The organism is Lactobacillus sp. Sy-1 (genome assembly GCF_019303535.1).
Classification (GTDB): domain Bacteria; phylum Bacillota; class Bacilli; order Lactobacillales; family Lactobacillaceae; genus Nicoliella.
This window is the reverse complement of sequence record NZ_JACCIU010000002.1, coordinates 248,592-260,942: the sequence shown is the minus strand read 5'-3', so window position 1 is coordinate 260,942 and position 12,351 is coordinate 248,592. Positions and strand designations below refer to the sequence as shown.

13 protein-coding genes and 1 riboswitch are annotated in these 12,351 nt (G+C 40.7%); of the genes, 4 read left to right on the top strand and 9 right to left on the bottom strand.

Annotated elements, in window-relative coordinates; genetic code table 11:
* Positions 1–52: 52 nt before the first annotated feature.
* Genes thiM through tenA form a run of 4 tightly spaced genes read right to left on the bottom strand, consistent with a single transcriptional unit; the run spans position 53 to position 2,982 of the window.
* Complete coding sequence (thiM, locus tag HZL42_RS08015; protein WP_219283136.1) at positions 53–835, bottom strand: hydroxyethylthiazole kinase; 783 nt, start codon at positions 833–835, stop codon at positions 53–55.
* On the bottom strand, positions 835–1,479 hold the full coding sequence (gene thiE, locus HZL42_RS08010; protein WP_255552615.1) for a thiamine phosphate synthase: 645 nt from the start codon (positions 1,477–1,479) through the stop codon (positions 835–837). Before thiE ends, thiM begins: the two co-directional genes overlap by 1 nt.
* Positions 1,466–2,278, bottom strand: a complete 813-nt coding sequence (gene thiD / locus HZL42_RS08005; protein WP_219283135.1) for a bifunctional hydroxymethylpyrimidine kinase/phosphomethylpyrimidine kinase — start codon at positions 2,276–2,278, stop codon at positions 1,466–1,468. Before thiD ends, thiE begins: the two co-directional genes overlap by 14 nt.
* Complete coding sequence (gene tenA / locus HZL42_RS08000) at positions 2,278–2,982, bottom strand: thiaminase II (protein WP_219283134.1); 705 nt, start codon at positions 2,980–2,982, stop codon at positions 2,278–2,280. The genes thiD and tenA overlap by 1 nt, the downstream gene beginning before the upstream one ends.
* Before the next feature lie 88 nt (positions 2,983–3,070).
* Positions 3,071–3,162: riboswitch (TPP riboswitch) on the bottom strand.
* Between the two features lie 147 nt (positions 3,163–3,309).
* Here tenA and HZL42_RS07995 point away from each other — a divergent pair.
* Positions 3,310–4,119, top strand: a complete 810-nt coding sequence (locus tag HZL42_RS07995) for a carbon-nitrogen hydrolase family protein (protein WP_219283133.1) — start codon at positions 3,310–3,312, stop codon at positions 4,117–4,119.
* A 91-nt stretch (positions 4,120–4,210) separates the two neighbouring features.
* On the opposite strand, the gene HZL42_RS07990 is transcribed toward HZL42_RS07995, so the two are convergent.
* The 5 genes from HZL42_RS07990 to HZL42_RS07970 form a co-directional block, all read right to left on the bottom strand.
* Positions 4,211–4,396 (bottom strand): hypothetical protein, encoded by a 186-nt coding sequence (locus HZL42_RS07990; protein ID WP_219283131.1) that lies wholly within the window; start codon positions 4,394–4,396, stop codon positions 4,211–4,213.
* 529 nt (positions 4,397–4,925) lie between these two features.
* Complete coding sequence (locus HZL42_RS07985; RefSeq protein ID WP_219283130.1) at positions 4,926–5,801, bottom strand: ROK family protein; 876 nt, start codon at positions 5,799–5,801, stop codon at positions 4,926–4,928.
* A 4-nt stretch (positions 5,802–5,805) separates the two neighbouring features.
* Positions 5,806–6,867 (bottom strand): 3-dehydroquinate synthase, encoded by a 1,062-nt coding sequence (gene aroB / locus HZL42_RS07980; protein ID WP_219283128.1) that lies wholly within the window; start codon positions 6,865–6,867, stop codon positions 5,806–5,808.
* Between the two features lie 2 nt (positions 6,868–6,869).
* Positions 6,870–7,856 carry a 3-deoxy-7-phosphoheptulonate synthase gene (gene aroF / locus HZL42_RS07975; protein WP_219283127.1) on the bottom strand — a complete coding sequence of 329 codons (987 nt, stop codon included), beginning with the start codon at positions 7,854–7,856 and terminating at the stop codon, positions 6,870–6,872.
* Positions 7,857–8,218: 362 nt separating this feature from the next.
* Positions 8,219–8,482, bottom strand: a complete 264-nt coding sequence (locus HZL42_RS07970) for a hypothetical protein (protein ID WP_219283125.1) — start codon at positions 8,480–8,482, stop codon at positions 8,219–8,221.
* 165 nt (positions 8,483–8,647) lie between these two features.
* Here HZL42_RS07970 and HZL42_RS07965 point away from each other — a divergent pair, with 165 nt between their 5' ends.
* From HZL42_RS07965 to HZL42_RS07955, 3 genes are all read left to right on the top strand, one after another.
* Positions 8,648–9,688, top strand: a complete 1,041-nt coding sequence (locus HZL42_RS07965) for a PTS transporter subunit IIC (RefSeq protein WP_219283124.1) — start codon at positions 8,648–8,650, stop codon at positions 9,686–9,688.
* 249 nt (positions 9,689–9,937) lie between these two features.
* Positions 9,938–10,564 carry a DapH/DapD/GlmU-related protein gene (locus tag HZL42_RS07960; protein ID WP_219283123.1) on the top strand — a complete coding sequence of 209 codons (627 nt, stop codon included), beginning with the start codon at positions 9,938–9,940 and terminating at the stop codon, positions 10,562–10,564.
* Between the two features lie 116 nt (positions 10,565–10,680).
* Entirely contained in the window at positions 10,681–12,192 is a 1,512-nt protein-coding gene (locus tag HZL42_RS07955; RefSeq protein ID WP_219283122.1) for an MFS transporter, read from the top strand.
* Positions 12,193–12,351: the final 159 nt, after the last annotated feature.

Below are 12,351 nucleotides of genomic sequence, written 5' to 3'. Positions count from 1 at the left end.
GCGTTCTGTCAAATGGCAGGACGCTTTTTGTGTGTCGTGATCCAGAATTTAATTATAATTGATGGATTTTCATTCTGGTATCGATATCATCATCTGTAATTGTGGCAAGTTGATTGAATAGTTCAACAAAGAACGATGCTGGTTGAGTCGGATATTTTTCACCAGCAATTTCACCGGCAATGCTAAACGTTGCGGTCGCTCTAACGAGTGCTTTGAGATCATTTTCAACTGCAATCGCAGTGGCTAAAATTCCATCTAGCATGTCTCCGGAACCAACGTTAGTTTGAAAATAAGGATGGCCATTATCAACGCAATAAGTCGTTTCGCCATCAGTAACGATATCTTGTTCTCCTGATAGAACGACCCAGCAGTCATATTTTTTGGCAACTTTTTGGGCAATCGTTGCAATGTCTGCATCCCCATTTCCAGCATCAATCCCATTCGCAGCCCAGTTAACGTTCGCTAGATAGGCAATTTCACCAGCATTGCCCCGGATGACATTAAAATTAACTTCCTTGGCAGCCCGAGCAAAATTAGCCTGCCGTAATTCAGTTGCACCAATGGCAACTGGATCGATTACAACTGGAATTCCCCGTTTATTCGCAACCTTACCGCTGGCAATCACGTTCCGCAGGGTGTCTTCATTAGTGGACCCCATGTTGAATACGACTCCTGATGAAATGTTAGTTAGGGCGGCAGCTTCTCTTTCATCGGTGAACATGATTGGTGAGCCTCCGTAAAAATTAATGGCGTCCGCAACGTGTTGTGGAGTCACCATGTTGGCAACGTTTAAGATGACCGGATTTGTTTTCCGAATTGAGTTAGTGGTTAGCATTATGCTTCTCCCTTCAAATGTTTAATGGTTAATGGAATATTTTTACTCTGCATGATATCTGAAATTACGGCAACGCCACTAACGGAATGCTTTAAAACAGCGTCAACGTTATCTTCGTGAATCCCGCCAATGGCAACAATTGGCTTGAGCGTTGCTTGGTTCATTTGGAACAGTCCGTCTAAGCCGATGGGGGCTTTCGCATTATCCTTACTACTAGTAGCAAAGATTGGCCCGACCCCCAGGTAGTCCACCCCGGTTAGATCACCACTAGCAATCAATTCTTCCGGATTATGAACAGATAGTCCAACGATCATCCCATCAGCTTCCTTAACAACTTCTTGAATTGGGGTATCGCTTTGTCCTACGTGAATCCCATCGGCATTAATTTGCCGAGCTAGTTCGAAATCGTCATCTACAATTAGTGGAATTGAATATTTACTAGTAATTTCACGAACTTGTTTGCCCAGTGCTAATCGGTCTGCCCCGGTTAGTGCCCCGTGGTCTTTTTCACGGTATTGAAACATGGTAATTCCACTTTGGCAAGCAATCGTTAACTGGTGAAGAAACCGATCTCGATCACCATTAATATTTTGGGTTCCCCCAATAAAGTAAACTTTTAACATTTCTGGATTAAATTTCAACATCTGTACCTTCAGCTCCCCAATGATTTAATGGTCCGTGCCCTTGGCCAACATGAATTTCGTGTTGTAAAATTTCGTTCATGTAGGCCTTCGCCCGTTTAATCGCCTGTTCAACATGGCAGCCCTTAGCTAACTCAGCCACCATAACTGATGAAAGGGTATCACCAGTGCCGTGCTTTCGTTTGGAATCAACGTGCTTCCCAGTCATCCAAAAGTCATTGCCGTCAGCTAGTAACACGTAGTCCTTATTTTCGGGTCCATCACTGTGGCCCCCCTTGATTACGACGTTCTTTGCACCCATTTTTTGAATTTCTTGGGCGGCCTGCATAATGGCATCCTTCCCATCAATTGGGTGCTTAACAATCGTTTCTGCTTCCGGCATGTTTGGGGTAATGATGTCGGCCAATGGAATTAAATCTGAAATAACGGTATCAATCGCATCATCAGTCAGTAGCTTAGCCCCACCTTTGGCAACCATGACTGGATCAACCACCAGGCTCCCCAGTGAATACTTTTTAATGTTCTTCGCAACGTTGGCAACGTGTTCAGCATCAAAGAGGGCGCCAGTTTTAGCGGCCTTGATCACAAAGTCATCGGCAATGGATGCGAACTGAGCATCGACCATTTCCAATGGCATTGGAAAGACCTTTTGAACATCGAGGGTGTTTTGAGCGGTAACGCCGACCACCACGCTGGTACTAAATACGTGGCAGGCTTGCATGGTCTTGATGTCGGCCATCATCCCGGCTCCACCACCAGAATCAGTCCCTGCAATGGTTAACGCTTCGGGAAATTCCTTCATTATTTGTAATCCTCCTTAGCAGCTTCCAAAGTTGATTTAAATTGCCAATCTTGTTGGTAGAAAGCTTGTTCCCAGAATTGCCATTCTAGTTCACAACTCTTCAAGAAGTATTGGCTAGCTTCTTCAAGTTCCTCCTTAGAGGCATTTTCAGCAAATTGATCTACAAATTCAAATACGGTGTCACTCATGGTCTTATCATTTTCCTTACTAGCGTAGAACATAATCCATTCATAGAAGGGGTTATCCTTGGTTGCATAACCGGCTTGGACTAGGTGGTCCGCAATTTCGGAATAGGTCCATGGGCATGGTTGAAAGGCAGCTAGAATGTTCAACAATGATCCGGTTTCACCGGCCCGGTGCATATGGGATTCATAAAGATACGCCTTAGGTGCGGGGGTAGCATGCTGTTGACTTTCATACGAAACACCCGCAATGTTACAGAAAATGTGATGTGGATGAATTTCACTATTCAAAATAAAGCTAATTTGGTCGTTAAAGAAACCCATTAGGTTGCGATCCTTACACTTAGCAATTGCATTTCCATAAATCTTAATGAATTCGCTTAGGTATTGGAAGTCTTGCTGCACATAAAAGGTTAATGCTTCGGCAGGAACATGTCCATTTGCAATTCCCTTAATGAAGGGGTGTTCAAAAATCCCGTTTAAAATGGGTTGAGCTTGTTGCTTTAATTGATCTGAAAACATAAAAAATCCTCCAAATTAATAACCATCCCGGGAAATAAAAAGAAGCGCCTCCTGAGCAGTTCAGAAAGCGCCAATTAATCGGTATTGATTTCGATTTTAAGCCACGTTCCTACGCTAGTATTATCTAGGTTCAGGTTCAATGGGTATTATCTCAGCTTTACAGCACCCCAGTGGACAGTTAGATTATTTAATTTACAAAACTAATATACCATATCTATGATGGGGTGTCTATTTGATAGTTGCATCTTTACCACCGTTTAATAACGTTGACATTCATTTTTGGTTAGATTAGAATTCAGTTAAAACATTATTAGGCGGGTGATTGATTTGACGTATAAAATTGCATTAGCACAGGTATATTCCGATCTTGATCAAGGAGTGAACCAGGTTAAATTAACCAAAGTAGTGAAGCAAGCAGCAACAAACAGGGCTCAACTGGTGATCTTTCCAGAAATGTTCATGAGTACCGTTTCTGCTGAGGCGGGGTTAGAAGAAATCAACCAGCATGCTGAAACTTTAGACGGACCCTTCGTTGCCAACGCTAAGCGGGCGGCCATCGATAATCACGTCTGGGTTATTTTTGGGATGCGCGAAACTAATGATGATCCAAATGATAAACGGGTCTATAATACCATCGTAGTAATTAATGATGGCGGGGAAGTGGTCAGCACCTACCACAAAACCCATCTCTACGATGCATTTGGAACGAAGGAATCTGACCAGATCAAACCGGGTGATAAATTATTTGAGCCCATCGAAACCCCATTTGGAAAGATCGGGTTGTTCGTCTGCTACGAATTACGTTTCCCAGAAGTCGCACGGTACGAAGCAGTCCATGGTGCTGATGTAATCATCATCCCAACGTCTTGGTTCAGCGGGCCCTTAAAAGAATATCACTGGAGTTCCTTACTGAAAGCCAGGGCGATTGAAAACACCACCTTTATCGTTGGTTGTGATAAGCCGGCTAGTAACACCCGGGTCGGATTAAGCCAGGTCGTCAATCCAATTGGAATCGTAGCGGCGCAAGCTGGGACCGATGAAGAAATCCTGTATGCTGATATTGATCTGGATCAAATCAAGCACGTTCGGGAAAAGTTGCCATCAGCGGCGCAAAGAATGCCTGAGTTATATGATTAAAATCTCACTAATTTAAGGGAGATTGAATTTTTAAAGGACCAGGACCAACACAAATTAAAATCGTAGTTCCACACCAAGTGGACTGCGATTTTTATTGTTGATTATTATTAGCAAAAGCACCAATGACTCCTAATACCACCAGGATGATTGCGCCCCAAAAGAAGACCTTAATCATCCAGATAATGGCGGCAAATAATAAAATCCACCATAGCCAACTACTAAAGAATTTCCAGACTAGCCATAGCAAAAAGATGATAATTAATAGTTCGATAATCATTTCATCACCATTCTTTTAAATTAATCAACTAATTGTAGCACAAATTCCCAGCAAATCAATAATAAGGCGCTAGTTGATCTGAATATTGTGATTTAATTCACTAATTGTTGTAGAAAACCAGTTCGACTGTTTTAATTACGTTTCTATATCATTATTAGTTAATAACAGTGATATAGATGCCAAATTGTCATTAATTACCACTTCGGCTGAGAGGCGCTCAGACGTCAAGTTCATCATCTTATCTGATTGATTACCCGAAGTCGATTAATTTAAGCAATTGACTATCATCCTTAAATAAAGTAATATAACAGCATAAATGAAGGGAAAGATGCCATTATTAAACCACATCGAAAACGGCGCCGTTTTATCCCCGGGCTGCGCAAATTGACCACCCCCAAAATAAAAGATCTTTTAGTGGGAATCGTCTGCTGGTCAGTTGTCATTCTTTTAATCGTAATCGTAAAGCGCATTAATAGATAAAAAATAAGCACTCTTCAACTTAATGAAGGGTGCTTATTTTTTAATAATTCTAAACCCTAACTAATTTACGCGCTAGGGCAAAATTGCCAATCGTAGCGGAACCATTATTGGGAACGCAGGAGCGGATTAGAAAATCATCTAAATGATCAGTTGCTACGTAGCCATTCATTAATTGGACGTAGTCTTTTTTAATTTTGGATAATAATTGGGGATTGACCACGCTACCACCAAATACGATTCTAGCGGGATGGATAATTAAGTTAAGTGATCCCACTGCTTGCGCAAGGTAGTATGCTAATCGATCCCAAATTGGATCATCCAATGCGAGGCATTCTCCTGGGATGTTAGTGCGTGCTTTTAATGAAGGCCCAGCAGCCATTCCCTCAAGACAGCCATCATGAAATGGGCAGGTCCCGTGGAAGTCTGCATCGTCGGGATGCTTAATTACCCGAATGTGGCCAACCTCTGGATGGCCATTTGATCCTAAGATTTGATCATTAACGATGATGCCTGCTCCAATTCCAGTTCCGACTGTTAAGTAGACGAGTGAGTGGAGGTTAATCCCAGCTTGTTTAAGAAATAAGTTTTCTCCAACGGCAGAACCATTAACATCGGTTGTAATAAACACTGGAACGTTCAGTGCATCACGGATGATCGTCATGATGTTAACGTTCTTCCAAAGTAACTTGGGCGTATTCAAAATGGAACCGAAAGCAGGGCTTGCGGAATCTAAGTTGAGTGGTCCAAAACTAGCAATGCTAAGTGAGTCTAAATCCGCGAACTGACTAAAATATTCAATCACCTTCCCCAGGGTAATTTCAGGAGTAGTGGTTTCAATTCGAACTTGATCTAGAACCGTTAAATTTTCATCACCGACTGAACAAATGAACTTGGTTCCGCCAGCTTCAATGCTTCCTAATAACATCCAATCATCTCTCTTCGTTTAATAAATGATCTAACTCATCAATCGATACTTTCTTAATAACCGGTTTGCCAATTTCGGAAAGATAAATAATATTTAAGTATCCGTTATGATTCTTTTTATCATTTTTAATTTTTTCGATTAAATCAGGAGAAGTTAGAAAGTCAGAGGTAATCGGTAGGCCAACCTTACTTAAGCGGTCGGTAATTTTATCAGTTACCTTACTTTCTGGACTCGAAAATAACTGACTGATTTTCACTAACCCGATTGCTACGGCTTCTCCATGCATAATGTCGCCTTCACCGAGTCCTTCAACTCCGTGACCAATCGTATGCCCTAGGTTCAACAATTGACGAACACCAGATTCTTTTTCATCCTGCATCACAATGTTAGCCTTAAAGTGAATTGAATAGTGAATTAGCCGATCAGCATTTTCAATAATGTCGCCATAGGAATCAATTTTACTAACTAATTCCCAAAATTCACCACCAGCTAGGGCGGCACACTTAACCGTTTCAGCGTATCCCTCTACTAAGTTTCTAATCGTAAGCGTGTTAAGCGTATCCGGATCGATAATTACCATTTCTGGTTGATGAAAACTGCCCACAATATTCTTAATGTGATTTAAGTCCACGGCAGTTTTACCACCAACCGAACTATCCACCTGTGCCAAAAAGGAAGTTGGAATTTGGATTAGTGCAATTCCTCGCATGTAGGTTGCGGATACGAACCCAGCAAGGTCCCCAACAACCCCGCCACCAAGGGCGACGACTCCATCACTACGGTTGAAATGTTCATTTGCCATTTCCGTAATAATTCGTTCTAAATTAGATAGTGATTTGGACTTCTCACCATGTTTAATCGTGGTGGTAAATACCTTAAACCCGTTAGCAGATAGCTCTTTTTTAATTTGATCCAGGTATATCGGACCAACATTATCATCGGTAACGATCTTCACCTTGCGGGGTTGCCAAATCTGACCAACTAATTTGCCAACTTGGTCTAAGTTTCCCCGTTCAATCATTACTGGATACGTTTCACCCGCTGTTTTAACTTCAATTGGTTTCATTCCTATCCCTCCACAATTTTATTAATTGCGCGTGCTTGATCACAAGTTGCTACTAGTTGTTCTGGAGATAACGCCTGAGCACCGTCAGATAATGCATGGCTTGGATCATCATGAATTTCGATTATTAAGCCGTCCGCACCAGCTGCGGTTCCGGCAAGCGCTTCTGGAATTACTAAGTCAGTATGCCCAGCTGCATGGCTTGGATCAACTATTACAGGGTAGGGGGTAAGGGAGTGTAGAACTGGCACTGCTCCCACATCAAGGGTGTTCCGAGTGTACTTGTTATCGAACGTCCGAATTCCACGCTCTGCCAAAATAATTTGGTGATTACCCTCAGAAGCAATGTATTCCGCTGCATTCAATAGGTCATCGATCGTAGCTGACAACCCCCGCTTAAGCATTACCGGCTTATTAGTTTTCCCAACGGCCTTCAATAGTGAGAAGTTCTGCATGTTGCGAGCCCCAATTGGGAAAATATCAGTGTATTTTTCAACCAGAGCAACATGGGTCTCATCCATCACTTCGGTAATCACATCCATTTCGAATGCATCAGCAGCGCGTTTTAAGAACCGTAGTCCATCTTCACCTAACCCTTGGAATGAGTAGGGTGATGTCCGGGGCTTAAATGCACCACCACGGAGAACCGTTGCTCCCGCAGCCTTAGCAGCTTCAGCCATTTTCATAACATGGGCTTCGGATTCAACTGAACAGGGGCCAGCCATAATTGTGAAGTTATCGTTACTAATCACGCTATGCTTCGTTTTAATCGTTAGGGGTTCTGGATGAAAGATGCGACTGCTTTGAATCGCTTGGGGATGGTCTTCAATAATCTCAACCGCTGCAGCTTGTTCTTCATCCGTTAAGTCTGATAATGAAATCCCATTGATTGCTAATCGTTCTGCATTTTGAAATACATCTGTTTGGTCTTGGAAGCGTTCAGTAAGTTGCGCAATCATTGGTTCGTCTTTTGAGTTAAATAAAATAATCATAGTAAAAATCTCCAATCTGTAATCAATCATCAATAAACAAATAAAAACCCCTGTAATGGCAATACCATTACAGGGGTTTTCGATTCATAAATGATCGATCCGCAATGGTATAGCCATGTGCGTGACCGAAGTGACATGTTAACAGCTCTTGGCCACACGAAATGGAGTGGTACTCCATCTCGTGCAATTCAAGATAGAGTATCATTTACCAAAAGCTATAGTAAAGAACCGTCATTCTATTTTTTAACATGTCAATTACCTCCGTAAAATTAATTTATGGTTAGAATACTACACTATTTTTTAATAAAGTCAACTAAAATCATGAAAAAACTTTTAATGGGTTTTGATAACCCATGATAAAATCATGATTCTGAGTGGCTTTGGTAACGTTTTAAAATTTCAATTACATCGGCCCGATTCACTAGTCGATGGAATCGATAATTATAAAACATCGGCTGGAATTCATTAATTAAGTCAATGTCATTTTGATTATCAGTAGCTTGGGCAATGTCACAAGCATCGGCAATTGCATCGATTGAGGGATACTCCAACTCATCCATAATGATTCCCAAAACTGTATCTGGTGTTTCATGTTTTAAGGCTTCAGTGTACTTTTCAACATCCAAATTGATCACCTGCTTTCATGGTTACTTAATTCCATTATAATCAATTTAATCGTTATTATTAAAATAATTACTAAGATGCATTAATTAAACTAATATTAAATTATAATTAGACAATAAGTATGGTATGATATAAAAATAATTAATAATATATGAGGGGTTTAACGTATGAACAAAAACGCGAACGCAATTAAAACCGGGATTTTAAACATCCTGAATGGAGTTAGCATTGGAGTGATTGTGACTTTAATGCCAGCCGCATTACTAAATGAAGTTCTTAATTACGGACAACGATTTTTCCCGGGACTAGCAGTTATTAACTCATTAGTATCATTTGCAATGGTCCTCCTTCCAGTTGTTTCAGGGCTATGTGTGGCGATGTACTTCAAAATGAAACCCTTGGAGAGCTCAGCATTAGCACTAGTTGCCGCCATGGGATCTGGTAACTGGCTAGTGAACCCAGAAGGGGGGTTTATGGTAAAGGGGACTGGGGATGTTATTAATATCATGGTCACAATTGCCATTGGGGTCCTGGTAATTAAAGTATTATCACCTCGGCTAGGAAATTACAATGTTTTACTACTACCAACTTTAGCAATTATTATCGCAGGGGGGATTGGCTTACTTACCTTACCACCAGTTAGAATGATTTCTAAACTAATCGGTGATGTAGCAATTTCAGCAACCGAGTTACAACCAATCCTAATGGGAATTGCATTGGGAATTATCTTCGCCCTCTTAATTTTAAGTCCAATCTCTTCGGTAGGGGTGGCAACTGCAATTTCATTAAACGGAATTGCATCTGGATCTGCTAACCTTGGGATTACAGCGGCAGCATTTGCATTAGCAATCTACGGGAGTCAAGTTAACTCAATTGGTACTAGTGTAGCTCACTTTATTGGAACCCCTAAAATACAAATGGCGAATGTGCTCAAAAAGCCAAAGGTATTGATTCCACTAGCTATCAACGCCGGAATTACTGGTGGAATTGGAGCATTTTTTCAAATTAAGGGAACGCCCCTAAGTGCTGGGTTCGGATCTGCTGGCCTGGTCGGCCCAATTAACGCCTTAAAGGGTGGCGCTGACGTTATTATTCTAGTAATCACCTTCTTGATTATTCCAGTCGCCCTTGGATACATTAGCAAATACTTCTTCATGAACAAATCTTCATACATGCAAGCCCAAGATTTCTACTTGAATTATGATTAACCTGACAAAACCAACTAAATTAAATTTAGTTGGTTTTGTTGTGTTATTAGGATAGAGGGTGAAATTTAGTTATTACTTTACATAATATATATTATCCGAAGAATATCGATTAGGGGACATGGCAACCCTAAATGCAACAACGTTCACGAATTATTTTCAACAGCCAATATTTTATTTTCAAAATTTTGAAACAAATGTTATTATTCCTAGTATAATGATTTTATAAATAACTAAAGAAGGTGTCATGATATGCATATTGATTTCCCAAAACTATCAGCGGATACACCAACCATCGGTCAAGGTAGTAAAATTAAAGATACTAAGTTTGGCAAATGGATTGAAATCGGTGAAAATAATTTACTTGATAATTGTACATTTGGTGATTATGACTATACCGGACAATATTGCTTTATGCAAAATACTGACTTAAAGAAGTTTAATAGCATTGCTGCAATGGTTCGAATTGGCCCTACTAACCATCCGTATGATCGCGCAGCCCAACACATTTTTTCCTATAATGGCGGTGCCTATGGATTTGGTCCTAAGGATTCTGAGTACTTAACAAAACGGAAGGCAATTCGGACAACCATTGGTAACGATGTTTGGATCGGCCACGGAGTTTTAATTCAAAGCGGATTAACAGTTGGTGATGGTGCCGTTATCGGCGCTGGCGCAGTGGTTACTCACGACGTTGAACCATATACAATTATTGGTGGCGTTCCTGGTAAAAAAATTAAGGATCGCTTCCCAGATGAAATTAAAACGGATATGGAAAAAATCGCCTGGTGGGACTGGTCGCGCGAAAAACTAGAACAGTACTATGCAGATTTTAGACTTCCCATTGACGAATTTGTCAAAAAGCACATTAACGACTAAATGATTATGAATTAGGGCCCCTTATTTTTCCTCGGCGGGTAAAAACCAATTTGATTGGCAGGCGGGTTCGTGTTAGATAGGCACGAAGGAAATATTTTAATTAAGGGGTCTTTATTATGCCAAACCACAAAAAGTGGTACGCATTAATAGCTGTCTGTTTAGGCTTTTTTATGGGTTTATTGGATGTAACGGTGGTAAACGTTGCCCTACCAACGATCCAGTCTAGTTTTAATAGTACCTTCAGCCAATTGCAGTGGATCATTAATGCATATACATTAATTTTTGCTGCGATTTTATTCTTAATTTCAAAGCTAGGTGACTTAGTTGGTCGTAAGAACATTTTCATCGCTTCACTTACCATTTTTTCAATTTTCTCATTAGCATGTAGTTTAGCTCCTAATATTTGGACGCTAATTATCTTTAGGGGCTGCCAAGGAATTGGCGGAGCCGGAATGCTAAGTCTTTCCATGAGTATCATTGCAGATACATTCGAGGGTAAATCACGGGGACTAGCCATCGGAATTTGGGGCAGTGTTGCCGGATTATCAACTGCCTTAGGGCCCCTCATTGGTGGGATTTTACTTAGCTTCTTTAGTTGGGAGTCAATCTTTTTGGTCAACCTTCCAATCGGTGTGGTTGCATTAGTCATGAGCGCCCTCTTCATTCCAAAGTCAAAGACTTTTAACAATGGCAAGGTTGATATTATTGGAATGTTGCTTTCATTTGCCTTTATGTTTTGTTTAATCCTGGGACTAATTCAAAAGGAAACCCACTATAACTATTCATGGTTTAACTGGCATGTTTCCGTCCTTCTTACTGCTGGAATTATTCTAATTGTCATTTTCGTTCTTTTGGAACGAAAGTTAGCTGCTCCGATGTTGAACCTAGCCCTATTTAAAAATAAATTGGTCCTGGGGAGTGCCATTTCTAATTTAACCTTGGGGATGGCAATCTTTGCCCTCTTCAGTTACATCATTGTGTTATCTCAGGATTACATGGGATATTCAGCACTGCAAAGTGGTTCACAATTAATGATTATCAGTGCTTTTTCGTTAGTACTGGGTCCCGTGTCTGGTAAAATTGCTAGCCGAATTAACCCAGGATACATTATTACTGCAGTATTATTCATTGCTGGATTTGGGATGCTTATTCTACCAACATTCTTGGGAAATAGTAACCAGTGGTTCGTTTTAATTCCCACTTTCATTACTTTGGGACTAGCGAACGCATTGGTAAATCCCCTATCGTCAAACATTGCCGTTAGTGCAGTTAAACCTCAAGAAATTGGAATGACTTCTGGATTGCTAAACGTTGGTAAGCAGTTTGGAACCAGCCTTGGCCTCGTGGTGCTAGGGTTAGCAATGACAAGTAGCTACGATCAACACCTAGCTAGTTCTAACTTACCAAGCAAATTAGTTCAGGCTCTTCAAACTGCGGGACCATTTTCCGGAAGCGCCCTTGCTAAACAGATTCATCAATTTAATATCGAATCGATCGCACATGCTGCATTTTTCCGTGGAATGGATAGCGTTGCCTTTACTTCTGGTACTATCTTTATTGTGGCCGGAGTTCTTTGTTACCTATTCTTGTGTCACGGAAATGAATTGATTCAAAAATCACAGTACTAAAAAAGAGAACCCACTGGGTTCTCTTTTTTACTATATTAATATTATGATGCCAAAAACAGAAACGGTTACCGTCATTGCGGTGGCCATCAATACATTATCTCTTTTATCACCATCGTTAGTTTTTAACAAAACAAAAATCCACACTAAAACGTTAATTGC